Here is a 24,520-nt window from a genome sequence, read left to right on the forward strand (position 1 = left end):
GCCTCCACGAAACCAAGCTGATCGTCGACCTGCTCTATGAAGGCGGCATCGCCAATATGCGCTATTCGATCTCGAACACCGCCGAATATGGCGACATCACCACGGGTCCGCGTATCATCACCGAAGAAACCAAGTGGGAAATGAAGCGGGTGCTGGAAGACATTCAATCAGGCCGTTTCGTGAAGAACTTCGTGCTCGACAACCGTGCCGGCCAGCCTGAACTGAAGGCTGCGCGCAAGGCCGCAGCGGCGCATCCGATCGAGGAAACGGGTGCCCGCCTGCGCGCGATGATGCCGTGGATCGCCAAGAACAAGCTGGTCGACAAAGCCAAGAACTAAGCGCTTTGCCGCTTAGCAATTGACATTTTTGGGGGATGGGGCAGCAAATGCCTCATCCCCTTTTTACTGGAGCCTAAAATGCGCAAATTCCTGATCGCCCTGCCCCTCATTTTCGCGGCACCGCTGTTGGCGCAGCAGGATGCCGCTCCGCAGCTTCCGGGGGTTGCTGATGCTGCACGCGTCGCCGCCGGAACCTATGTTGTCGACAGCCGGCACACGCAGGTCAACTGGCAGGTCAACCATTTCGGTTTCAACGACTATTTTGGTTTGTTTGGCGACATCAAAGGCACGTTGCAGATCGCCCCCGCCAATCCATCAGCGGCAAAGGTGGATGTCACCATCCCGATCGCATCGGTGGCAACATCGAGCCAAGGCTTGACCGACCATCTTAAAACCGCCGATTTCTTCGACGTCGCGAAATTTGAGAGCGCGCGCTTTGTTTCAACCAGCGTCACTGTCGACGGGCAAAAGGCCGTCATCAAGGGCGATCTCACCATGCTGGGCGTTACCAAGCCGGTCGAACTTGAAGCCCGTTTCGAAGGCGCAGGCAACAACCCAATGAGCAAGAAGGCAACTGTCGGCTTTCATGCCGCGACGACGATCAAACGCAGCGAATGGGGCATGACCAAATATGTCCCGATGGTCGGCGACGATGTGAAACTGCGGATCAGCGTGGCGTTTGAAAAGGAAGGCTGATCAGCCTCGATAAGTCATCGCAACATCGCAGCGCGCATAATGGTGCTGCGCTTCGGCAAGCAACGCCGCATCATGTTCGAAGCCGCATTTTTCATACAGATGAATAGCGGCTTCGCATTTTTTGTTAGTAAGCAAATAGAGCCGTTCGGGTGCCATCGTAGCAGCCCGTTCTACGAGGGCGTTGAGCAGAAACTCACCCGCTTTCAATCCTCGCAGGTCCGATCGCACACCCATTTTGGTCAATTCGAGTTGGCCGGGGCCAGACCATTTAAGCGCTCCGGCACCAACAATCCCCCTGCCCTCAACCTCGACAAATAATATGTCGCCATCTTTGTCGATGATCGTCGCACGGGGATTCTGGAGGACGTGGCGATCCACATCCTCCATCTCGAACATGCTGCTGATCCATTCTTCGTTGATGTCGTGGAACAGCGGCGCAAGATCGTCCCGAAATTCGACGATACGCAGCATCACCAGCCTTTGCGATAGGCTCCATCGAGCCGCTCCTTAGCAGCGCGATATTCGCGCTCCAGACGGTCGACCATGTCCCCTACCGACTGAACTTCCTTGACCGCACCGATGCCCTGACCGGAACCCCAGATATCCTTCCAGGCCTTGGCTTCGGTGTTGCCGCCCGAACCGAAGTTCATCGTGCTGATATCGCCCTTGGGCAGGTTGTCCGGATCCATGCCAGCCTTGACGATCGACTGGCGCAGATAGTTTCCATGCACGCCGGTGAAGAGGTCTGAGTAAACAATATCACTCGCCTTCGCTTCGACGATGTTTTCCTTATAGCCCTCAACCGCATTGGCTTCCTTGGTCGCAATAAACGCACTGCCGATATAGGCGAAATCGGCGCCCATCGCCTGTGCAGCGAGGATCGATTGGCCGTGTGCAATCGAACCCGACAGCGCGACGGGGCCATCAAACCACTCGCGGATTTCCTGCATCAGAGCAAAGGGCGAAGTTGTGCCTGCATGACCGCCAGCGCCAGCGGCTACCGGAATAAGGCCATCTGCGCCCTTTTCGATGGCCTTGTGCGCGAAGCGATCATCGATCACATCGTGCAGCGTGATACCACCCCACGCATGGACTGCCTGGTTCAGATCCTCGCGCGCGCCGAGCGAGGTGATAGTCACGGGCACCTGCCATTTGGCGCAGATCGAAATATCCTCTTCCAACCGGTTGTTTGAACGGTGCACGATCTGGTTGACGGCATAAGGCGCCGCGAGGCGATCCGGATTGTCGCGGTTATGCGCCGCCAATTCTTCGGTGATCTGGTGCAGCCATTCGTCCAGCTGGCTCGCCGGACGTGCGTTGAGCGCCGGGAAGCTGCCGACAACGCCCGCTTTGCACTGCGCAATCACCAGCTCGGGTCCGGATACGATGAAAAGCGGCGAACCGATCACCGGCAAGCGGAGATTATCAAAAATGGCAGGCAAAGACATCGGCAACTCCTAAGGCTTAATCACTTGTTTAAGCCGTAAAGAGCGTAACGCCCTGCCCTTGTCAAATGCCGTTTGCAGCACTCAACAGCGCACGCACGGTTGCCGTAGCGACATCGGTGTCAATGCCTGCTCCGAAAAGGCTGCGTCCATCCGCTGTACGGCATTCTACATAGGCCGCCGCCTGCGCTCCTGCACCATGGCCAATGGCATGCTCGTTATAATCGACAATATCCATTTCCGGCCCGCCATGATCAGCGAGCGCTGCAATCACACTCGACATCAGGCCATTACCGCGTCCGGAAAGGCTTCGGAACTCCCCGTCCACCTTCAATTTGCCAACAAAAATCCGGTCCGTCCCGGAATGGTTTTCGGCATAGTCGAACAGCTCGAAACGCCCTGATTTGGTGATGAAATAGCGATCCTGAAATGCACCCCAGATATCCGCTGAGGTCAGTTCACGACCGGTCGTGTCCGAAAGCTCCTGCACGGTACGCGAGAAATCGGCTTGCATCTTCTTGGGAAGCTTCAGACCATAATCCTGCTCGAGCACCCAAGCGACGCCACCCTTGCCTGACTGCGAGTTGACACGAATGACAGCTTCGTAACTGCGTCCAAGGTCGGCAGGATCGATCGGCAGATAGGGCACTTCCCATATCTCGTCATTGCGCTTTGCCTGATGCGCAAAGCCCTTTTTGATCGCATCCTGATGGCTGCCCGAGAAAGCTGTGAACACAAGCTCGCCCGCATAGGGATGGCGCGGATGGACAGGCAGTTGGTTGCAATATTCTACCGTCTGGATGACTTCGTCGATATCCGAGAAATCGAGGCCGGGATGCAGCCCTTGCGTGTACATGTTCAGCGCGACGGTAACCAGATCGACATTGCCGGTGCGTTCACCATTACCGAACAGGCAACCCTCAACTCGGTCGCCTCCCGCAAGCAGGCCGAGCTCGGTAGCCGCTATGCCGGTACCGCGGTCGTTGTGGGTATGCAGGCTGATTACCACTGCATCGCGGTTCGGAATATGGCGCCCAAAATATTCGATCTGGTCGGCATAGATATTGGGCATCGCCGCCTCGACCGTCGCTGGCAGGTTGAAGATGATTGGCTTGTCAACTGTCGGCTTCAATATATCCATCACGGCCGAGCACACCTCGAGGCTGAAATCGAGTTCGGCGGTCGAGAAGGTTTCGGGCGAATATTCAAAATGCCAATCGGTCTGCGGATATTTCGCTGCCTGTTCGGCTAGGATCTGCGCGCCTTCGATAGCGATGGCTTTCACACCCGGCTTGTCGAGATTGAACACGATATTGCGCCAAGCCGGCGAGACTGCGTTGTACAGGTGAACGATCGCTGTCTTGGCACCGGCCATCGCCTCGAACGTCTTTTCAATCAGATCGCGGCGTGACTGCGTCAGGCTCTGGATCGCCACATCGTCCGGAATACGACCTCCGTCGACCAGTTCACGGATGAAATCGAAATCGGTGGCACCCGAGGACGGGAAGCCGACCTCGATTTCCTTGATGCCAACCTTGACCAGCAGATCGAAAAAGCGGTTCTTCTTCTCCGCGCCCATCGGGTCGATGAGCGCCTGATTGCCGTCACGAAGGTCTGTCGAGAGCCAGCGCGGTGCCTTGTCGATCGTTCGGCTGGGCCATTGGCGATCAGGCAAATCGATTTGCGGAAATGCGCGGTATTTGCGGGAAGGATCGTTCAGCATCTTATTTCTCAATATATTGGGCGCGCAGTGGCACCTCATGTTCCGGTTCTGGTTTTCGTTGTAACCCTTAGGCCGGGCGGCTCCGGACACAGCCGGATGCATTCACGCGCCTAAGGGCGCGTAAGTCGAAGAAGAAGCGAGAGCGAACGAGCTTTCATGATGCCCGCGCCTTTTCACACAAAATTTCAAACGTCCAGAAAAAAGCGCAACAGAAGGTGCCTCAATGCGACGGAAGCAGGTTCCAGAGACGATAGGCAGCGATCTCGACCGACTCGAAATCCAGATCAGAGTTCGCCGGATTGCGTCTGCCCTTTCGGAGCGGAACTTCGTTATTTCGCAATGCTGATTTCAGCGTATCTTGCAGATTATGCAGTTCGAGCAGTTGGGCGTGACGAGTCAACTTTTCCAGCGCGGCTATGCACTCGCTGACGAGTTGGTTGTAAACTGGATGTGGCCCTCGGTGCAGCGGCAAGCCGAAGGCTGCGGCATTTTGTTCAGTGCATGGAAGGTAAAGGCCATTCCGATGGAAATCGTCAAAGTCGAAACCCATCGCACGCACATTGCCAAAAAGAGTTCGAAATGCGCGCTTTTCAATAACTTCGACCGGAATGATATGGTGACAGTGAAAGCCCGGAACCCTGACGCGTCTTTTCACTTCACGAAACGATGGCATAGGCGCTCACCCCCTGTTGCAATCCCAAGCTATTGCAGGCGGTGCGAAAAGCAATCAACCAAGCGTTACAATTTGCTCCGCATTGGATTTAATCCGGCAATGCAGCACGGTGCCATCAACACTGGGCGCGAGATGGATAACGGATTCAGGTTCAATATCTGGCACATCTTGTTCATCCTCAACAGCGCCATTAATCGCCAGATCGTGCGCAAGACGGATTGCCCTACGGACCAAATCCGGGCGTTCCAGTTGATCTGACCTGAACTCAAACTCCTGTCCGCAAAAGAGACCAAGGCCATTCGATCGCAGCATGTTATCGACATCGTCGAACTCAAAGTCGACAACCGGTAATACCGGAAACACGCCACCCGATAGGTAGGAATCGACAACTTCTACAAAATAGTCGGTGTCGGTCTGAAGCGCCGATGGTTGCCAGACAACAGCAATCGCGCTGAGTTGTCTGGCGAATGAAGCGCCCAGCGACAGAAACATCTTTCCGATTGCCGGTATCTTAAGCCCATCGCCTACATGAGGATGCAAGGAAATCGCCATGGCGCTGCGCACCATATCGTCGTTGATCGTAGAAAATATCTTCTTCCTACTAGCCACATTTCCTTGCCCAACATTCCAGTCGCAAACAACAGTAACGCCATCGCAAACCAGCGTTTTCTGTGATCTTTCGGCTTGGCCAAGCCCGTCAACGACAATATCCGCACTATCGGCAAGAAGAGCATCGAACTTTGATCGCACTTCAGATTGCGAAATACCAAACAAGAGCAGCAAAGGCGGACTTAGTTCCAAAGTTCTAGATTCCCTAGTTCCTTTTTTGTTCTAGTTGTATTTTCCCGACGAAGCAACCTGCTTTAAAGCGAAGCTCCGATATGGACTAAATTTCTACCTGACTGCCCAGTTCGACCACACGGTTCGACGGCAGTTTGAAAAACTCCATTGCGTTCGCCGCGTTGCGCAGCATCCAGGCAAAAACCTTTTCTCGCCAGATCGCCATTCCAGGCACCTTGGATGCAATCAGCGTTTGTCGTGAAAGGAAGAAGCTGGTCTGCATCATGTCGAACGGCGGGCCACAGAGATCGACCTTGGCCAGCGCTGCAGGCACATCGGTTTCCTCAAGGAAGCCATAACGCAGGATTACGCGGAAAAAGCCCTCTCCCAAAGGCTTGCAAGCGACGCGCTTGTCGTCTTCGACATAGGGCATTTCGGCAATGTCCACCGTGAGGATGATGACGCGTTCGTGCAGAATGCGGTTGTGCTTGATGTTATGCAGCAGCGCGGACGGCACACCTGCGCTGGTCGAAGCCATGAAAATTGCGGTTCCAGGCACCCGCTGGGCGCTGCCACTCGCCGACTTGATAAAGATTTCCATCGGCATCGTGCTTTCGGCCATGCGTTCACGCATCAGTGCGCGACCGCGCGACCAGGTGGTCAACAGCGTGAATATGACGAGGCCGATCAGCAGCGGAAAATAGCCGCCCTGCGGCACCTTGAGAAGATTGGCGCCAAAATAGGCGATGTCGACGATGAAGAAGACAGCAAGGATCGGGAGCGCCTTCCATTTCGGCCATTGCCACAGGCTCAGCAGAACAACCGATATCAGGCAGGTATCGATGAACATCGCGCCCGTCACAGCGATACCGTAAGCGGCCGCGAGATTGCTCGACGAACGGAAGAAGAGAACGAGGACGATGACCATGATCATCAGGCCCCAGTTGATCGCCGGGATATAGATCTGCCCTGCTTCGCTCTCGCTAGTGTGCAGGATTCGCAACCGCGGCATGAAGCCAAGCTGGATCGCTTGCTGGGTCAGCGAGAAGGCGCCCGATATTACCGCCTGGCTTGCGATGATCGTCGCTAGGATAACAAGGAAGACGATGGGCAGGCGCAGGGCGTCAGGCAGCATCAGGAAAAACGGATCCTTGATCGCTGCCTGAGCCTCAACTGGGCTCATCGACAGGATCATGGCGCCCTGCCCCATATAATTGAGCATCAGCGCAGGCAGCACAAACCACAGCCACGAGAATTTGATCGGCCGCCGCCCGAAATGCCCCATATCGGCATAAAGCGCCTCCGCGCCCGTCACCGCAAGAACGACTGCGCCCAGCGACACAAAGGCTCTAAATCCGTCAACGTAGAAGAAGTTTATCGCATTCCAAGGATTGAGCGTGTGCAACACGATTTCCGGCATCTCGACCAGATACATCAGGCCGAGCCCCGACAAGGTCAGAAAATAGAGAACCATAATCGGGCCGAAGAGCGCACCAACCTTCGCCGTTCCGCGCGCCTGTATCGCAAACAAGCCTACCAGAATTGCAAGCGCGATCGGTATCACCCAACTTTTGAAGCCAGGGTGGACATAGTTGAGACCTTCGGTTGCAGATAACACCGACATGGCAGGCGTAATCATGGAATCGCCGTAAAATAGTGCAGTCGCGAACACGCCGAGCATGATGATCGGCGCGGTCCATTTCTCGCCCTGCGTCTTGCGGCTGATCAGCGCGAGCAGAGCGAGGCTACCACCCTCCCCTTTGTTGTCCGCCTTCATGATGGTGAAGACATATTTGAAGGTCACCACCAGCATCATCGACCAGAAGACGAGGCTCAGCACGCCGGTAATATGCATCGGATCAGGCTCGATCGGATGGTGACCGGCAAATGTTTCGCGGAAAGCGTAAATCGGGCTGGTACCGATATCCCCGAAGACCACACCAACGGTGCCGACGCACAGCGTGAAGAGCGAAGCTTTTTTATGGCCATGCCCTACATGTTGCTGCTGATGTTCGGAAATCTCGGTTTCGTTATTTGCCATGCGCCCCCCAAAGGCGAATTGATCGGCTATCCCACTCTATTCGGAGCGCAGCGCGCGCCGATAGCACGCCATCATAGCCCAAACAACGCACTATCGGCGTAAATTCGACAGATATAAATATCTGTTATACATACTTATTTTTGAGAAGCAGGTGCTTGCGGTGCACCTGCGAGCAGCGACTCAAGCCCAGAAAGTTGCGACTCAACCGCCGGACGCCATTTGGCGTTGGGAGTCGCACGCTCGAGAAGCTGCTTCCACTTGCCGATTGTCACATCTGGTTTGCGGTCAAACAAGGCTGCCAATCCTTCAAAATAATCAGGCGCTGGCAGGTTCGGAGCCAACTGGCGGGCCTTGTCAAAGGCAAGCTTTGCGGGCGGCGTCAGTTCACCGTCGGCCGCCAGCATAAGCACCAAACCCAGAGCAGACCATAAATCTGCATTTTCGGGATGCTCACGCAACCCAGCCTGGATATAGCCTGAAGCAGCCGCATAGCTTCCGTCCCGGGCAAAGCCGTCAGCCGTAACCAGCCACATTTTTGCGACACCATAATTCTGGTCCATATCGCTGCGCATCTTGAGCAGCGCCTCGGCAGCACCCTGTTCCGCAGCAATTGGTTGGGCTGGAGCCGATGGCAATTCCGGGCGTCCCTGCCAGGCATAGCCTGCCATTGCGAGGATAACCGTAGCCATTATCGGCTGCCACAATTGTCGGCGCCCCTGGACAAAGGCAAGAATGGCGAGCGCAGACGCAAGCCCCATCCCGGTCATGACTATCCAGCCGCTCATTTCCTGTCCTTGCTGAAACGACCGCGCGCTACCAGCGCTGCACCACCGAGTAACAACACTGGCAATAGCCAAAGCACCAAGCCGCCTCCGCTGGCAGGTGGAGCAAAGCTGATCCAGTCGCCATAACGCTCTATCAGCCAGCTTTCGATCTCGGCCTCGCTTTGACCGGCCTTGATCCGCTCGCGCACCTCATGGCGCATGGCTGCCGCAATCGGCGCGTCACTGTCATGGATGGACTGGCCCTGGCACTGGATGCAGCGCAGCCGCTGCATCAACTCAAGTGCGCGCGCCTCCTGCGCCGGATCAGCCAACTGCTGGTTGGCAAGCGGCGGGGGCGCTCCTTCCTGCGCGAACAACGGCAGCGGCGAAATCGCAAGTGCAAAGGCGAGCAGCAAGCGCATCATCGCGCTTCCTTCAGCTTTTCGAGCAGCGGCGCGACATGTTCGGCTCGGATATCGCCGATATGCTGGTGAATGATGCGGCCCTTGCCATCGATCAGATAGGTCTCAGGTACACCCGACGAGCCCAGCTTAAGTTGAATCAGCATGTCCATATCGGCACCAATGCGAACGAACGGGTTACCATGTTCAGCCAGAAATCCGGCAACGTCTTCAGGCTTGTCCTTGATCGCGATGGCATGAATCTCAACCCCCGCCTCCTTGATCTGCTCAAGGAATGGTGCCTCTGCCTTGCAGGGCAGACACCAACTGGCGAAGATATTGAGCATGCGCGGCTTACCATCAGCGAAGTCTTTGCTCGCAAGCCCTTGCACCCCCACGGTTGCCGCAGGCAGAGAAAATTCGGGCAAAGGCTGGCCTACCAGTTTCGACCGGACATATTCGTCTTTCGGTTCGACGAGGCCGTAAAGGAATATGCCGCCAAGAAAGGCGAACAGCGCCAACGGCGCCCAGATCAGCCAGTTCTTTCTCATGCGCCGCTCCACGGGTTGTTGCGCGAACGCTTGCGGCGGAACAGGCCAATCCGTCCAATCAAGGCAAGCACTCCGCCGAGCGCGATCAACAGGCCGCCATACCAAATCAAAGTTACAAACGGCTTCCACCATAGACGAACCTGCCAGCGATCAGTCGCGTCGCCTTCCGCAGGGGCGGCAATAACGGTGTAGAGTTGCCCGTCCCATCGGGTGAGCAATGCCGCCTCACTGGTTTGCTGCTTAGGGCTCGAAAACTGGCGCGATTGCGGCAGCATTTCGGCCACGTCACCACCTCGGCGAACCTGCATCTGTCCCTCGAGCGCTACCCAATTGTCGCCAACGACAGGGCGCACATCAGCAAGCTTGACCTCCCAACCGGATACAACCGCAGTCTCACCGACGCGCATTGCCGCAAGTTTCTCGCTCTTCCAGCCAGACTCTGCGGCCATTCCGGCGACGCTGACGGCAAAACCGAAATGGGCCAGTGCCATACCCCAGACAGACAATGGGGTGCGCAACAGATTGCGCCCGACCAGTGGCAAGATCGAACCGAGCGCAGTCGCAACGGCGAGCGACAATGCCAGGATAGGCCACACACCAGCCTGCGACTGCGTCGCCATCAGCACGGCGAACAACAAGATGAAAATCCCGGCAGGGATCCACAAAGCCTTGTGCCGCGCGAGCAGATCACCACGCCAGCGCAACAATGGGCCCACAATCAGCAAAAGCATCAACAATAAGCCAATCGGCACCGTGGTGCGGTTGAAATAAGGCGGGCCAACCGAAATCTTGTTTCCCATCGCTTCGGCTGCGAGCGGCCATAAAGTGCCAACCAGCACGATAGCGAGAATAACCGAGAGGAAAATATTGTTGCCGACAATCGCGCCTTCGCGGCTCAGCAATGCAAAGGTTTTGCCCTCTCGCACCACGCCGATGCGCAGGCCAAATAACGCAAAGGCACCGCCAACATAGATTGCCAGCAAGCCAAGGATGAACGCCCCGCGTTCCGGATCGACCGCAAAGGCGTGCACGCTGGTAAGGATGCCGGAACGGACAAGGAATGTCCCCGCCATCGCCATCGCAAACGCGACCAGCGCCAGCATGATTGTCCAGGCCCGCAATGCATCGCGTGTCGCCAATACGGCTACCGAGTGTAACAAGGCCGTTGCCGCGAGCCAGGGCATGAGTGAGGCATTTTCGACCGGGTCCCAAAACCACCAGCCGCCCCAGCCCAATTCATAATAGGCCCAATAGCTGCCTGCGGTAATCCCGATGGTCAGGAATATCCAAGCGAGCAGAACCCACGGCCGCATGGCGCGAGCGAAAGTCGGCCCGACCTTACCGGTTAGAAGTGCTGCCACGGCAAAGGAAAAAGCCACTGAAAGCCCGACATAGCCGATGTAAAGCGTCGGCGGATGGAAGGCGAGACCTATATCCTGGAGTAACGGGTTCAGCCCCGCCCCCGCTGGAGGCGCTGGGTCCAGCCGCTCAAACGGGTTCGATGAAAACAACAGGAAGGCAAAGAAACCGAGGCCGAGCAGTGACTGCGCAAAAAGCGCTGCACCCAAAGTCTGCTGGTCGAGCCGTTTTTCAAACAGCGCGATCGCCGCGCCAGCCAACGACAGTACCGTCACCCATAACAGCATCGAGCCTTCGTGATTGCCCCAGCTTCCCGCCAGCTTGAAAATCATCGGCTTGTCGATATGGCTGTTCGAAGCGACCAGCAAAACGGAGAGGTCAGTAACGGCAAAAAGCCAGATCAGGCAGCCAAAGGCGATTAGGCAAAGCAATCCCTGCACCACCGCCACCGGCCGGGTCAATGACGCCAGCGCGGGTGAAAAACCATGCCAATGGCCGATGCCAGCAAAGGTCTGCAACAAAGCGAATGCCGCTGCCAGCCACAGCGCTGCAAGTCCGAATTCAGCGATCATTCCGCGAGTGTATCCTTGCTGTGCTCGGCAGTGGACATATCAATGTCCTTCAACTCGCGCGGCACATAATTTTCATCATGCTTCGCCAACAGGCTTTCAGCAACAAAAATGCCGCTTTTGTTCATCCGGCCATCGGCAACCACCCCCGACCCTTCGACAAAAAGGTCGGGTGTAATGCCTTTGTACATAACCGGCTGCGTCGCATCGCGATCCTGAACGACGAAGCGCACAGTCAAGCCGTCTGCATCACGTTTGATCGATCCACGCTGCACCATCCCGCCAAGGCGGATCGCCTTGCCCGGCTCGACATCGGCTTTGGCCAAAGTGGCCGGCGTGTAGAAATAGCTGGCTTCTTCACGCAATGCCGAAGCCGCAAGCAATGCTGCACCAATCAGGGCAACCAAAGCGACAACAGCCAAGACAAGACGTTGATGCTTGGGCTTCATTTCCGGCTCTTCAGATCGTCGGCGAGTGCTTCCGATTTGCGCATCACAATCCAACTGTGCGCGACCAGCGCCAATGTGCCGATTGCGGTGACAAGGAAAGCGGCGATGATGAAGGGTGTGTGATTCATGGCGTCAGTCCTCCGCCATCCTGCGCATGCGCGCCTCAATGCGGATTTGCGCAAGCTGCGCACGCATCCGCATCAGCACTACTCCGCCAAAAATCAGAGTAAAGCCAAGCGCGCTTGCGAACAATGGCCATAAATAGGCTGCGTCGATTGACGAACCGCCCAGCGTGATGCTTGCCTTCTGGTGCTGGCTTTCCCACCACACCACCGAACGGTTTATGATCGGAATGTTGACCGCGCCGATGATACCAAACACTGCAGCCGTGCGGCTGACGCTGCCCTTCTCGCTCGATGCGTTAGCGAGAGCGATATAGCCGAGATAGAGAAAGAACAGGATCAGCATGGAAGTCAGCCGACCATCCCATACCCACCAGGCACCCCAGGCGGGGCGCCCCCAGATCGAACCGGTGATCAGGCAAAGTGCGGCAAACACCGCCCCAGGAACGGCAATCGCCCTGGCCGAAACCCCAGCAAGCGGATGCCTCCAAACCAGTTGCACGATGCTGGCAATCGCAATGCCGGTCCAGCCCCCCATCCCCAGCCATGCGGCGGGAACATGGACGAACAGGATTTTGACGGTTTCACCCTGAAGGCGTTCGGCGGGAACCTGTGTAAGCCCCCACCAGCAGGCACCCAACACAAGCAGTATGCCGGGCCATAAAAGCAATGGCGTCAGCGGTTTGGCAATGCCGAGAAAGCGGGCGGGATTTGCAAAGCGATGCATATAATATGACTCGCCCGCGCCTCTAGCACTGCTTGAAGGGCGCGCCAATTGATTTGGCGCAAAGTTGGCCCGAACTTGCGTTCATTCGGGCATCTCAGGGTGGGCAACAGCCCACCCTGAAGAATTTAAAGTCCGTCGACGCTCTTGCTGACGAGGATGTTGACCGAAACGCGGCGGTTCTGCGCCTTGCCTTCCTCAGTATCGTTGCTGGCCAGCGGATCGGACTCTGCCATCCCGGTGGGCGTCAGCATGCGATAGGGTTTCCAGCGACAGGCCTGCTGCAGATAATTGATAACGCTGCTGGCACGCTTTTCACTTAATGTCTGGTTGTACTCCTCGCTGCCAACCGAATCGGTGTAACCGACAACCAGCATAAGTGCATTGTCAGTCGCCTCGGCCTCCGAAGCCGCAGCGCATAATTCCGACTTCGCCTGCGATGACAATTGCCATCTGCCGGTGTCGAAATAGACGTTGGTGGTGCCCTTTATATTATATTTGTCGATATCGCCCATGCGCCCGCGCAGCGCCTCTGTTGCCGCAGTCTGTTCGGCAAATTGCTGTTCGGTGCCGTTACGGATCATGTTGGCAGTTTTGAAATCGCCTTTGCGGAAACTGACCTGGCTGGCGACCAGCCCGCCTTCCCATTGCAGCGTCTTCACGGTCACTGGCAAGCCATTGAGCAATGCATCATTGCCCAATTTGCTGCGGCCACCGAAAAGGCCCGAACTGGTCTTCACTTTGGTGGCTTCGGTGATGGCAATGATCGTACTGTTGCCGTCTTCCGTTTTGACCTTCAATTTTTCGCCTGTACGCGCAACGATCACGCCTTTGATGTCAGGCCCCTTGGCCATCGTGCTGGGATCAGGCAGGCTGCCCTCGACGACTATAGGGTCATAGCTGGGTTGTTGTGCATTGAGGCTTCCTGAAAAGGGAACCGTAAGCGTTGCGAGCAGGATCAGTTCACCCGCCCTTTTGGAAGCGACACGCATCTTATTCTCCTTCGTTTTATACGCATCAAAAGCCTGTTCAGGCGAACCTTGCTGGCAGATGAATATCCGCCAAAAAGCGTGCATACTGAGGGTAACAAGAGCGTAACATGCGGTAAAGCGTTTATGGCCTTGCCGCATTTAAGGCGGCAAATCAGCGGCCGATCAGTCCCTGAGCAATGCGATCTGCCACCTCAGCCGGGGTATCGCCACTCGCTTCGCTTTCATCCCATATCTGGTGCAGTCGGCCGGGAATGGTATCGATACGCGCGTTGATGGCCGCATCGTCGGCGTGATCAATGTGGCGCAACACATTGATGATACCACCCGCATTAATCACATAGTCAGGCGCGTAGACTATTCCCCGGTCAGCCAGCTGGCGGCCCTGTTTCGCAGTGGCCAGTTGGTTGTTTGCCCCCCCGGCGACAGCCTTGACCTTCAGGCTCGTTACGCTCGTCTCAGTCAGGATTGCTCCCAGTGCGCAAGGACTGAAAACATCTGCCTCAACCGCCATGATAGCGTCTGTTGCGACCGTTTCGGCACCAAGTTCGGCGGCTAACGACGCAGCACGATCTGCATTCACATCAGCCAGCGTCAACCTCGCGCCTTCCGCAGCCAGATAGCGCGCAAGGCCACCACCAACGCTGCCGACACCCTGAATGGCGAAGTGCATGCCCTTGACGTCTTCGCTTCCAAGCGCGCGTTTTGCCGCAGCTTTGACGCCCAAATAGACACCGCGTGCGGTATAGGGACCCGGATCACCACCCTGCCCCGGCAGGCCCGCAACGTGCTTCGTTGTGTGCGACAACGTGACCACATCTGCTTCCGACATGCCTACATCCTGCGCGGTGATGTAGCGACCGCCAAGCGAGTCGACCGCGCGCGCAAAGGCATCGAGCAGTTCGCGTGACTTACTGCGATTGGCATTGGCGAGGATGACGGCTTTGCCGCCACCTGCAGGCAGCCCCGCCATCGCGTTTTTGTAGCTCATTCCGCGCGATAGGCGCAACGCGTCGGTCAGTGCAGCCTGCTGGTCAGCATAATGCCAGAAACGCGTGCCACCTGCTGCCGGCCCTAAATGTGTTGAATGAATTGCAATCACCGCGCGCAGGCCGGTTTTTGGGTCATCGAACAGATGGACCGATTCATGGGCGTCAAAATCGGGCAAGTCCCAGAGCGCAGGCATGACAGCTTCCTAACGAGTCGCGAGAAATTACGAAGCTGCGCAATAATATTACTCAGCCACTTTGTCAGCTATAAATGTCAGGAAAAAATGGGGCGATCGACGGGATCCGAACCCGCGACCTCTGGTACCACAAACCAGCGCTCTAACCAACTGAGCTACGATCGCCACAGCGCCTGAAGAAAGGCAGGCGCGTCCTTATGTGCAAAGAATGCCGGGCGTCAACCCGGCACCTTTCAAATCCATTGGCCAAAAGGCTTATTTCTTGAGCGTAAGCCCACCGAAACGCTTGTTGAACTGTGCAACGCGACCGCCCGAATCAAGCATGGTGCCACGACCACCGGTCCAAGCGGGGTGCGACGTCGGATCGATGTCGAGCTGCAGCGTATCGCCTTCCTTGCCCCAGGTGGAGCGGGTTTCGAAGACGGTGCCGTCGGTCATCTGCACCTTGATCATGTGATAATCGGGATGGATATCGTTTTTCATAACATTTCTCCTTTGCGGCCCGGTTTCCGACCGGAGCCAGGATTTGCGAAGCGCCGCCCTTAGCGACGCCTTCATCCAAATGCAAGCCTTCTGGAAGCTGTCGCGTCAGGCTGGCGGGTCAGCAATCATCGCCATGAATTCCGCCTCAGCGGCGACCTGATCGCCAATCAGCGCCTGCCCGGCAAATTTGCATACGCGTGGCCGCTTTTGCGTGAACTGGACGGTCAGCGTCAGCAGGCAGCCCGGTTCCACGGGAGCGCGGAACTTGGCATTGTCGATTGCCATGAAGTAAACCAGTTTGCCCGAGCCAGCGAGCCCAAAGCTTTCCATAGCCAAAACGCCGGCAGCTTGCGCCAGCGCTTCGACAATCAGCACACCCGGCATGATCGGGCGGCCCGGAAAATGCCCCTGAAAAAAGCCTTCGTTGATCGTCACCGCCTTGATGGCCGAGATCCGCTCATCCACAACCAGTTCCTGGACGCGATCGACAAGCAGCATCGGATAGCGGTGCGGAAGCACCGCCATCACGCGCCGGACATCATAGTTAGTGAAGTCGCTCATTGAATTTAGCGGCTTTCGGGTTGGGGCTGTGCGGGCGCTGCAGGTGTGGTCGCCGCCGGAGTTGCCGGTGCGGCACCCTGCTGGGCCGCTTGTTGAGCCTGCGCATTGCGGATCGCCTGCACACGGGCGGCGGTCAGCAGACGCTGCTGAATTTGTTCATAAAGCGCACCTGTCGACTGCTTGGGCTGCCAGTTTGCCGGCGGCGTAATCGCGACTGCCGGAAGCGCGACATCGATGGCTGCTGTGACGGCTTTGGTCACGTCAACAGCATCCGGAGCCCAGATAAATGCATCGGGCGACAGGATCATGTTAATTTTCTTTTGCGTAACAACTTGTTGCTGTGCCGCTGCATAGCGATCGGCGATGCTTTCGACGGCGAAGGCCTGCGCTGTCACAATCGGCTGTTGAAGCTGGGCGATTTCGCGTTCTTTTGACTCAAGCTGTGTCAGCAACGGGTTCTTCGCCTTAATTGCCGCATCCAGCTCTTCCTGAGTCAGATTCTTGTCCTTGTTGGTGTCAAGCTGCGCATTGATATCATTAATCTCTTTGCGCTTCGTCTGAATCATCTGACTGTTATTCGCATAGGTCGTACCGATCTGCTGGTAGGCCTGCGAAAATGCCTTGGTCTGCATGATAGCATCGGTCGTATCGAGCGTTGCAATGCCTGCGACCTGAGCGCTCGCGCTACCTGCAAAAAGCGCAGTGCCTGCCATAAAAGCGGCAAAGGCGGTCTTGGAAAACTTTGTCATCAGAATTGGGTTCCTACGTTGAATGTAAATAATTTGGTATCGTCGCCCGGCTCTTTTAGCAGCGCACGCGCCAGATCGATTCTGAACGGACCAAAAGGTGAGTTCCAGTTCACGCCTACACCGACCGATACGCGCGGCTTCCAGCTGTCACCGAAAAACCGTTCTTCGAATTGCAATACGGGGACACGTGCAGAGCCATCGGCATTGGTTGCTACGGTTGATGTCTCCAAAACTGGCGTCGCGCCTGACGTATTCACATTGTAGTATAGAGGCAGGCTGGGAGTGGTGGTGGTCGCGGTCGATTTTTGCTGCACAGTCTGCAAAAGTGGCGTGGTAACGTTGAAAACAGCACCGGCGTCAATGAATATCGACGGCCTTAGGCCGAGTTCCTTTGCACCGCTTCCGAGCGGAATCTGCAGTTCTGCCCGGCCTAGATAATAGGCGCGGCCACCAATGGCATCATCCTGGATTTGCTTGCGTTCCAGCCGCGGAACGTTGACCGCCACACCGTTCTGGATCTCACCATCAAAGAAGATGCGCTGTACTCGAGGACCAACACCGCGAATGTCGAAACCGCGGATTTGCGGTTCGCCAAGATAAAAGCGGTCGGTCAGCCGGACATCATCGATACCTTGCGCAGCCGAGCCGCGATTTTCCAGCGGATGGATATATCCACCCTCGGCTGAAAATGACAGAATGAAGCCGCTGTCGGTTACTCTGAAGTGCTTGTCGGCATTCAGTCTTGTTCTGATATAGCGAACATCACCGCCAAGACCTGCAAAATCCTGGCTTATGCTGAAACTATGACCTCTTGTCGGACGAATACGATTGTCACGGGTATCGTAAAGCAGCGTGTAACCCAAGGTCGATGTCAAACGATTACCGATGGCATCGCAAAGGAAACGACCGGCAAGCACGGGGTCGCAAGCCGCAGGCAACGGGCCCGTCCCATCCGGATCCGTAAAGAACAGATTGCGATCAAGCGAGATATCGTCGTGGCTTAAGCCATAGCCCGCCTGAAAATAGAGGAACTCGTTGACCGGAACGCCCGTGCGCAGCTGGAAGCCCGTGGTTGCCTGCTCGTAAGTCGTATTGCGACTGTTGTTGAAGAAGTTGAAGCTGTTGAGGTCCCGACGGAATATGTCACCTGAAAGAGCTATCGAGCGGTCAAACAGATAGGGCTCGGTAAAACCGATTTCGGCCGATTTCGAATAACTCGAATAGGAGATATTGGTCCGCAGTTCCTGACCTTTGCCACGGAAATTGCGCTGGGTGATCGAACCCTGGAAGATGAAATTCTCAATCGACGAGAAACCAGCCGACAGCGAGAGCTCACCAGTGGCTTTTTCTTCCACATTGGTTGTCAGGACGATGCGATCGGGAGTGCTTCCTTCCGCTTGTTCAACCTCAAGATCTTCCTGGAAATAGCCCAGCGATTTAATGCGATCTGTGGTGCGTTTTACGCCAATGCTGTTGAAGGCATCCCCTTCGTTCAGGCGAAATTCGCGGCGTATAACCTTATCCTGGGTGATGGTATTGCCGTTGATGTCGATACGCTCGACAAAAACACGCTGTGCCTCCGCAATATCGAAGGTGATGCTCATCGTGAGCGCTTCTTTATCGCGATTAAACTGTGGGTTCACGTCGGCAAAAGCGTAGCCGAACAGCCCGGCGCTTTCCTGCAATCCCTCAACCGTATCTTCGACCAGCTTGGCATTGTACCAGTCGCCATTCTTCATCCGCAAGGTTGAAGTCAGCGCGTCCGATTTGAAGTCGCGGATCTTGCTATCGACCTTTACATCACCGAATTTGTAACGTTCGCCTTCTTCAACCACATAGGTGATGATGAAGTCTTTTTTGTCGGGCGTCAGTTCGGCCACCGCAGACACAACGCGGAAGTCTGCATAGCCCTCAGTCAGATAAAATTGGCGTAGCTTCTGCTGGTCGAAAGCCAGGCGGTCAGGGTCATAGCTGGTGCCCGAGCTAAAGATGCTGGTCAGACGGGCTTGTTTGGTGACCATTTCACCACGCAGCTTGCCGTCCGAGAATTTGTCATTGCCGATGATATTGATCTGGCGAACCTTGGATTTCGGCCCTTCGGTAATTTCGAACACGATATCGACGCGGTTCTGGTCGAGTTGAACCAGCTTGGGTTCAACCTGCGCGGCAAAGCGCCCCTGACGCTTGTAAAGTTCGACGATTCGGGCAACGTCGGCGCGGACCTTAGACCGCGAATAGATCTGGCGGGGCGCGAGCTTGATTTCGGGTTCAATCTTGTCATTCTTGATGCGCTTGTTGCCTTCAAGGATGATCCGGTTGATGACCGGGTTTTCGCGCACTTCAATGGTTATGTCGCCCGCATTGTTGCGTACACTGACATCGGCAAACAATTCGGTTGCGTACAGATCCTTCAGCGCCTGGTCGCCTGCGGCCTGGGTCCATTGCTGGCCGACACGAAGCCGGATGTAGGAACGGACGGTATCGGCTTCGAGGCGCTGCGTGCCGACAACGCTGATCGAGCGAATGACATTGTCTTGCGGAGCGGCTGTTAAAGCTTCACCTGTTTGCGCGGCAACCGGTACCGCCGACAGCGAAACCATCACCGCCAGCACAGAAGCGCCGATCCATTTGCCGGAAACCGAAGTTTTGCTCATAAATTCTCGACCTTCCTCTGGCCCCGCTATCGGAAAAAATATTGTTGCGCCCTTGCCCGAAGCGCCGGTTTCAATCAAGCAATCTGTCGATTCTATCCACGCCTCATTTGCCGAACAGCCCGAACGACGCGAGATCGTTGAACGTCACCAGCAGCATGAAGCTGACCAAAACCGCAAAGCCGGCACGAAACGCCCATTCCTGGACAACCGGCGTCGCTGGCCGACGGCGCACCGCCTCAATCCCGTAAAGAAGTAAATGTCCGCCATCGAGCATCGGAATTGGCAAGAGGTTGATGAACCCCAAGTTAATCGAGATCATTGCCGTCAGCCAAAGGAAGGCGGCCATACCCAACACAAATTGTTCACCCGAAACCTTGGCGATTTTCAATGGCCCGCCCAGTTCGGATATCGGGCGGCGTCCTGAAATGATCTGGCCAGTGGTTTTGATCGTAAGGCGTACGATATTAGCGGTTTCCTTGGTCGCCAGCCACGGCACCTCCAATATACTGACTTCGTGGATTTCGGCCCGCGGAATGGGCAGACCCAATATGCCGCGGCTATATTTGTTACCGAAGCGGTCCATCTCTTCGAGTACGCCAATCGTGGCTATTTCGGTGCGAATGGCACCGTCGCGTTCATATCTGATGGGAATGCGTTCATTGGGGTGAACGGCTATTTCGGTAGCCAGCTTACCAAAACTGTCGACTGCAGTGCCGTTGACCGCAAGGATGCGATCACCGGGTTTCAAACCCATTTTTTCGGCAGCGGTGCCTTCGGCAACGCTCTGCACCACCGGCGGATTCACGGCCTGCCCATAGTGGATCAGGAAGCCGGATAGGATGGCAATGGCCAAGAGGAAGTTCACCGCCGGCCCGGCAAAAACAATCAATGCGCGCTTCCACAAGGCCTTTGACTGAAAGGTTTGGTTACGCTCTGCCGCCGACAGCCTCTCCCAATTTTCGTCAGGCTGGCTTGCAGGATTCATGTCGCCTGCAAATTGCACATAGCCGCCCAACGGCAAAGCGCCCACGCGCCAGAGCGTCCCACGCTTATCAACCCTGCCCCAGATTTGCGGGCCGAATCCTATCGAGAATTTGTCTGCCTTCACGCCGAACCAGCGTCCGACAGAATAATGGCCGAGTTCGTGCACGACCACGAGCGTACCAAGCAAAAGCAGGAACGCGAATAGGGTGACGAGAATGTGCGGGGATTCAAGCTGCATGTGGCAATTTTTCCATCAGGCCCTTGGCATAAGCGCGGGCGGCTGCATCAATGCTGAACAATTGATCGAGCGAATGCGGCGCATTCGGCGAATAACCGTCAAGAGTAGACGAAACGACATTTGCAATATCGAGAAAACCAATCTGACCCGACAGAAATGCTGCAACAGCCACTTCATTGGCGGCATTCAGGATCGCGGGGACAGCACCGCCCTGCTCTGCGGCCGATCGGGCCAGCCGCAGCGCAGGAAAGCGCGCAATGTCCGGCGCTTCAAATTCTAATTTCGAAATCCGCGCCAGATCGAGCGGCGCGCTGTTCGTCTCGATCCGCTCCGGCCAAGCCAATGCACTGGCAATCGGGATGCGCATGTCGGGGGACCCAAGCTGCGCGAGAGTTGAGCGGTCAACATATTCGACCATCGAATGGATCACCGATTGCGGATGAACGACGATGTCCAGTTTGTCGAGGCCGACGGGGAACAGATGATGCGCCTCGATCAGTTCGAGGCCCTTGTTGAACATCGTCGCGCTGTCGACGCTGATTTTCGCACCCATATCCCAATTGGGGTGGGCAACTGCTTGGGCGGGTGTAACAGCCCGCATTTGATCGAGCGAAAAGGTACGGAAGGGGCCACCGCTTGCTGTCAGCGTGATTTTGCGAACCTGATCGATGCGTCCGCCTGCAAGGCATTGGAAGATCGCATTATGCTCGCTGTCGACGGGCAGCAATGTCGCGCCCGACCGTTCGACCGCCGCCATCATTAGATCGCCGGCTGAAACCAGCGCTTCCTTATTGGCGAGAGCGACGGTCTTGCCCGCCTCTATCGCAGCCATGGTAGGCGGCAGGCCTGCACAGCCCACAATAGCGGCCATCGTCCAATCAGCACCCATTTGTGCGGCTTCGACCAGCGCTGCATCGCCAGCGGCAGCTTTGGTTGCAGTGTCGGCAAGCGCTTCCTTTAGCGGCGGATAGGCGCTTTGATCCGCAACGACAGCAACCTCAGGCTCAAACTCACGCGCCAATTTGGCGAGGTCGACGGCATTGCCATTGGCGGTCAAAGCAAGGACGCGATACTTGTCTCGATGCTGCCGAACAAGATCGAGCGTCGACAGCCCAACCGACCCAGTTGCGCCGAAGATGGAGATGGTGCGCGTCATGCGACGCCCGCCAAAATCAAAATACCCGCAATAAAACTTACTCCCAGCAGTCCATCGACCCTGTCGAATAAGCCGCCATGCCCCGGAATCAGACTGCCAGAATCCTTCATGCCCGCCCGCCGCTTCATCCAGCTTTCGAAGAAGTCTCCAGCTTGAGCCGTTGCCGCAACAACTACTCCCGCAAAAACCGTCGGTAAAATTCCAACGGGTTGGAAATCGACATTCTGGTCCGTCCAAAACTGGTAAAACTGCTCGGACGATGTAAGCGCAAGCATCACTGCGGCACCTGTCATGCCGCCAAATAAGCCAGACCAAGTTTTCGATGGGCTGATTCTAGGAGCAATTTTCGGGCCCCCAAATGTACGACCGGCGAAATACGCGCCGATGTCTGTACCTATCACCATTGCGATCAAACTGAGTGCTGGAATTATGCCGCGCTCTGTATGAGATGGCAGAACACCGCCAAGTGTCAGCAAGGCAAAGCAAGCCATGCCGATATAACCCGCGCCTCCCAGATACCACAGCCCTCTACCGCCCGAGTTCGTTACAAAACCCCGAACCAACTTGATCCATTCAAAGAAAACACCAACGGCTACGCTGGCGATCAAACCTCCAAAAAACCAACCTCCGAACCAAATCGCTCCCAATGCCAGAGCCAGCATTGCTATGCCTGACAGCGTCCGCAAGCCAAGGTCAGAGCGCGGTTTCGGTAGTGCTTCGTCGCCACTCATCGCCCGCCATAGCGCCTTTCGCGCGTGCCGAATTCGGATAGGGCGGCATCAAACTCTGCCGGGGTGAAATCAGGCCACAGTGTTTCGGTGAACCACAGCTCGGCATAGGCCGCTTGCCACAGCATGAAATTGGACAAACGCTGTTCGCCCGAAGTGCGGATCAGCAGGTCCAAGGGCGGCATGTCGGCGGTGTCGAGATGGCGTTCAATCGCTTCTGCCGTAATCGCACCCTCACCCGAAGCTGATTGCGCCGCGCGGACCAGCTCGTCCTGCGAGCCATAGTTCAGTGCCACGGCCAGCGTGGTCCGCTTGTTGTGCGCGGTGCGGGCCAGTGCATCGTTGATCATGTCGACAATATCGGGAGCCAAAACCTCGTAATTGCCGATAATCTTGAGCCGAACATCATTGGCGGCAAATTCGTCGATGTCCGATTTGATAAAGCCACGCAGCAGCCCCATCAGATCATTAACCTCATCCTCCGGACGCTTCCAATTCTCGCTGGAGAAAGCATAAAGCGACAAAGCCTCCAGCCCCGTCGTCGCGGCACGGCGCACAATTTCGCGAACAACCTCGACCCCCTTCTTGTGGCCGAGCGCGCGCGGCAGGTGCTTTTTCTTCGCCCAGCGACCATTGCCGTCCATGATGATAGCAACATGGCGGGGTACGTGGGAGGTGCCGCCGCTTGTTGACGGGGCTTTTTTCGCGAAACCTAACATCACCCCATACCCCGAACTTCGTCACCCCCGCGGAGGCAGGAGTTCATCACCGGCGGTATAAATTTCAACGGCAGGTGATGGATTCCCGCTTTCGCGGGAATGACAATAAAACGGGGAAATGAAGTATGAGCACTCACTGGCTCATGATTTCCTTTTCTTTGTGCACCGCGGCTTCGTCGATGGCCTTGATCGTGTCATCGGTCATCTTCTGCACTTCGGTTTCCAGGCGCTTGCGATCGTCTTCGCTGATTTCCTTTTTATTCTCATCGGTCTTCAGCGCGTCATTGGCATCGCGGCGGACATTGCGGACGGCGATTTTGGCCTTTTCGGCATATTGGCCAGCCAGCTTAGCCAATTCCTTGCGGCGTTCTTCGGTCAAATCGGGGATGGGCAGACGCAGCGTCTGGCCGTCGGTGATCGGATTGAGGCCCAATCCGGCCGAACGGATCGCCTTTTCCACCGGCGTCACGTTCGAACGATCCCATACCTGCACCGAAAGCATGCGCGGTTCGGGAGCGCTGACTGTCGCGACCTGGTTCAGCGGCATATTAGACCCGTACACTTCAACCACAATCGGGTCGAGCAGCGTCACATTGGCACGCCCCGTGCGCAGGCCCGACAGATCGCCTTTGAGCGATTCAACGGCGCCTTTCATGCGGCGTTCGACATCGGCCTTGTCATATTGCGGCATGGTTCAATCCTTTTCTTGAGTGACTACGGTGAAGGTGCCGCTTCCATCAAGCACCTTGAGGATATTGCCCTGTTCGCGGATTGAAAACACCACGATCGGGATTGAGTTGTCGCGGCATAGCGCCACGGCGCTTGCATCCATCACCTTCAGATTGTCTGAAAGGACACGATCATAACTTAATGTTTCATAACGCTTTGCTGTCGCAACCTTTTTCGGGTCGGCGTCATAGACGCCGTCGACCGAGGTTCCTTTGAGCAACGCATCACATTTCATTTCTGCGGCGCGAAGTGCGGCACCGCTGTCTGTCGTGAAATAGGGTGCGCCCACGCCAGCCGCGAAGATCACGATGCGGCCTTTTTCGAGATGCCGCTCGGCGCGCCTGCGGATCACTGGTTCGCACACCTTGTCCATCTCAATCGCCGACTGCACGCGGGTCTGCACGCCCAGTTGCTCAAGCGCATTCTGCATCGCCAACGCATTCATAACCGTGGCGAGCATGCCCATATAATCGGCCTGGGCCCGATCCATACCCTTGGCGGCACCTGCCATACCGCGGAAGATATTGCCGCCTCCGATGACCAAACACAGTTCAAGCCCGGTATCCTTTGCCGCCTTCACTTCAGCAGCAACGCGGGCGACGGTATCGGGGTCGATTCCGAACGCCTGATCACCCATCAGCACTTCGCCGGACAGTTTCAAAAGCACACGGCGATAACGGCCATCGGCCATAAAATCCTCTTTCCCCAA

26 protein-coding genes, 1 tRNA gene and 1 pseudogene are annotated in these 24,520 nt (G+C 56.3%); 2 read left to right on the forward strand and 26 right to left on the reverse strand.

The window, feature by feature from the left end:
- Both PKC81_RS02860 and PKC81_RS02865 read left to right on the forward strand, forming a co-directional pair.
- Window positions 1-338 (forward strand): annotated as a pseudogene (locus tag PKC81_RS02860) (ketol-acid reductoisomerase); the annotation flags it as partial.
- Between the two features lie 78 nt (window positions 339-416).
- The gene (locus PKC81_RS02865; RefSeq protein WP_324333133.1) at window positions 417-1,034 is read left to right on the forward strand and encodes a YceI family protein; all 618 of its coding nucleotides are present in this window, start codon (window positions 417-419) and stop codon (window positions 1,032-1,034) included.
- On the opposite strand, the gene PKC81_RS02870 is transcribed toward PKC81_RS02865, so the two are convergent.
- The 26 genes from PKC81_RS02870 to pyrH form a co-directional block, all read right to left on the reverse strand.
- Window positions 1,035-1,505 (reverse strand): GNAT family N-acetyltransferase, encoded by a 471-nt coding sequence (locus PKC81_RS02870; RefSeq protein WP_324333134.1) that lies wholly within the window; start codon window positions 1,503-1,505, stop codon window positions 1,035-1,037.
- A complete protein-coding gene (locus tag PKC81_RS02875; RefSeq protein WP_324333135.1) occupies window positions 1,505-2,482 on the reverse strand; it encodes a nitronate monooxygenase family protein in 978 nt (325 codons plus the stop codon). The genes PKC81_RS02870 and PKC81_RS02875 overlap by 1 nt, the downstream gene beginning before the upstream one ends.
- 61 nt (window positions 2,483-2,543) lie before the next feature.
- Window positions 2,544-4,202, reverse strand: a complete 1,659-nt coding sequence (leuA, locus tag PKC81_RS02880) for a 2-isopropylmalate synthase (protein WP_324333136.1) — start codon at window positions 4,200-4,202, stop codon at window positions 2,544-2,546.
- A 220-nt stretch (window positions 4,203-4,422) separates the two neighbouring features.
- Window positions 4,423-4,875 carry an AHH domain-containing protein gene (locus tag PKC81_RS02885; protein ID WP_324333137.1) on the reverse strand — a complete coding sequence of 151 codons (453 nt, stop codon included), beginning with the start codon at window positions 4,873-4,875 and terminating at the stop codon, window positions 4,423-4,425.
- 54 nt (window positions 4,876-4,929) lie between these two features.
- Window positions 4,930-5,676, reverse strand: a complete 747-nt coding sequence (locus PKC81_RS02890; RefSeq protein WP_324333138.1) for a hypothetical protein — start codon at window positions 5,674-5,676, stop codon at window positions 4,930-4,932.
- 85 nt (window positions 5,677-5,761) lie between these two features.
- The gene (locus tag PKC81_RS02895; RefSeq protein ID WP_324333139.1) at window positions 5,762-7,696 is read right to left on the reverse strand and encodes a potassium transporter Kup; all 1,935 of its coding nucleotides are present in this window, start codon (window positions 7,694-7,696) and stop codon (window positions 5,762-5,764) included.
- A 134-nt stretch (window positions 7,697-7,830) separates the two neighbouring features.
- Complete coding sequence (locus tag PKC81_RS02900) at window positions 7,831-8,481, reverse strand: cytochrome c biogenesis factor (RefSeq protein WP_324333140.1); 651 nt, start codon at window positions 8,479-8,481, stop codon at window positions 7,831-7,833.
- Window positions 8,478-8,885 carry a cytochrome c-type biogenesis protein gene (locus PKC81_RS02905; protein WP_324333141.1) on the reverse strand — a complete coding sequence of 136 codons (408 nt, stop codon included), beginning with the start codon at window positions 8,883-8,885 and terminating at the stop codon, window positions 8,478-8,480. Before PKC81_RS02905 ends, PKC81_RS02900 begins: the two co-directional genes overlap by 4 nt.
- On the reverse strand, window positions 8,882-9,412 hold the full coding sequence (locus PKC81_RS02910) for a redoxin family protein (RefSeq protein WP_324333142.1): 531 nt from the start codon (window positions 9,410-9,412) through the stop codon (window positions 8,882-8,884). The genes PKC81_RS02905 and PKC81_RS02910 overlap by 4 nt, the downstream gene beginning before the upstream one ends.
- Window positions 9,409-11,343: a heme lyase CcmF/NrfE family subunit gene (locus PKC81_RS02915; protein WP_324333143.1), complete on the reverse strand. Its 1,935-nt coding sequence runs from the start codon at window positions 11,341-11,343 to the stop codon at window positions 9,409-9,411. Before PKC81_RS02915 ends, PKC81_RS02910 begins: the two co-directional genes overlap by 4 nt.
- Entirely contained in the window at window positions 11,340-11,789 is a 450-nt protein-coding gene (gene ccmE, locus PKC81_RS02920) for a cytochrome c maturation protein CcmE (RefSeq protein WP_324333144.1), read from the reverse strand. Before ccmE ends, PKC81_RS02915 begins: the two co-directional genes overlap by 4 nt.
- Entirely contained in the window at window positions 11,786-11,917 is a 132-nt protein-coding gene (locus PKC81_RS02925; protein ID WP_324333145.1) for a hypothetical protein, read from the reverse strand. Before PKC81_RS02925 ends, ccmE begins: the two co-directional genes overlap by 4 nt.
- Window positions 11,918-11,921: 4 nt before the next feature.
- Window positions 11,922-12,638, reverse strand: coding sequence for a heme ABC transporter permease CcmC (gene ccmC / locus PKC81_RS02930; protein WP_324333146.1), 717 nt, complete (start codon window positions 12,636-12,638; stop codon window positions 11,922-11,924).
- 125 nt (window positions 12,639-12,763) lie between these two features.
- Window positions 12,764-13,627, reverse strand: a complete 864-nt coding sequence (locus tag PKC81_RS02935; RefSeq protein ID WP_324333147.1) for an OmpA family protein — start codon at window positions 13,625-13,627, stop codon at window positions 12,764-12,766.
- Window positions 13,628-13,778: 151 nt separating this feature from the next.
- Window positions 13,779-14,810 carry a Glu/Leu/Phe/Val dehydrogenase dimerization domain-containing protein gene (locus tag PKC81_RS02940; RefSeq protein WP_324333148.1) on the reverse strand — a complete coding sequence of 344 codons (1,032 nt, stop codon included), beginning with the start codon at window positions 14,808-14,810 and terminating at the stop codon, window positions 13,779-13,781.
- A gap of 88 nt (window positions 14,811-14,898) precedes the next feature.
- A tRNA-His gene (locus PKC81_RS02945) sits at window positions 14,899-14,975 on the reverse strand.
- Between the two features lie 90 nt (window positions 14,976-15,065).
- Entirely contained in the window at window positions 15,066-15,293 is a 228-nt protein-coding gene (gene rpmE / locus PKC81_RS02950) for a 50S ribosomal protein L31 (RefSeq protein WP_298603113.1), read from the reverse strand.
- A gap of 105 nt (window positions 15,294-15,398) precedes the next feature.
- On the reverse strand, window positions 15,399-15,854 hold the full coding sequence (gene fabZ / locus PKC81_RS02955) for a 3-hydroxyacyl-ACP dehydratase FabZ (RefSeq protein ID WP_324333149.1): 456 nt from the start codon (window positions 15,852-15,854) through the stop codon (window positions 15,399-15,401).
- Between the two features lie 5 nt (window positions 15,855-15,859).
- Window positions 15,860-16,603 carry an OmpH family outer membrane protein gene (locus tag PKC81_RS02960; RefSeq protein ID WP_324333150.1) on the reverse strand — a complete coding sequence of 248 codons (744 nt, stop codon included), beginning with the start codon at window positions 16,601-16,603 and terminating at the stop codon, window positions 15,860-15,862.
- Window positions 16,603-19,257 carry an outer membrane protein assembly factor BamA gene (bamA, locus tag PKC81_RS02965; protein WP_324333151.1) on the reverse strand — a complete coding sequence of 885 codons (2,655 nt, stop codon included), beginning with the start codon at window positions 19,255-19,257 and terminating at the stop codon, window positions 16,603-16,605. The genes PKC81_RS02960 and bamA overlap by 1 nt, the downstream gene beginning before the upstream one ends.
- 103 nt (window positions 19,258-19,360) lie before the next feature.
- Window positions 19,361-20,479, reverse strand: coding sequence for a M50 family metallopeptidase (locus PKC81_RS02970; protein WP_324333152.1), 1,119 nt, complete (start codon window positions 20,477-20,479; stop codon window positions 19,361-19,363).
- Window positions 20,469-21,635 (reverse strand): 1-deoxy-D-xylulose-5-phosphate reductoisomerase, encoded by a 1,167-nt coding sequence (locus tag PKC81_RS02975; protein WP_324333153.1) that lies wholly within the window; start codon window positions 21,633-21,635, stop codon window positions 20,469-20,471. The genes PKC81_RS02970 and PKC81_RS02975 overlap by 11 nt, the downstream gene beginning before the upstream one ends.
- Complete coding sequence (locus PKC81_RS02980; protein ID WP_324333154.1) at window positions 21,632-22,366, reverse strand: phosphatidate cytidylyltransferase; 735 nt, start codon at window positions 22,364-22,366, stop codon at window positions 21,632-21,634. Before PKC81_RS02980 ends, PKC81_RS02975 begins: the two co-directional genes overlap by 4 nt.
- Complete coding sequence (uppS, locus tag PKC81_RS02985) at window positions 22,363-23,082, reverse strand: polyprenyl diphosphate synthase (RefSeq protein WP_324333155.1); 720 nt, start codon at window positions 23,080-23,082, stop codon at window positions 22,363-22,365. Before uppS ends, PKC81_RS02980 begins: the two co-directional genes overlap by 4 nt.
- A gap of 133 nt (window positions 23,083-23,215) precedes the next feature.
- Window positions 23,216-23,773, reverse strand: coding sequence for a ribosome recycling factor (gene frr, locus PKC81_RS02990; RefSeq protein ID WP_115548660.1), 558 nt, complete (start codon window positions 23,771-23,773; stop codon window positions 23,216-23,218).
- Between the two features lie 3 nt (window positions 23,774-23,776).
- A complete protein-coding gene (gene pyrH, locus PKC81_RS02995) occupies window positions 23,777-24,502 on the reverse strand; it encodes a UMP kinase (RefSeq protein WP_324333156.1) in 726 nt (241 codons plus the stop codon).
- Between the last annotated feature and the right edge of the window lie 18 nt (window positions 24,503-24,520).

It is taken from the genome of Sphingorhabdus sp. (assembly GCF_035329025.1).
Lineage (GTDB): Bacteria > Pseudomonadota > Alphaproteobacteria > Sphingomonadales > Sphingomonadaceae > Sphingorhabdus_B.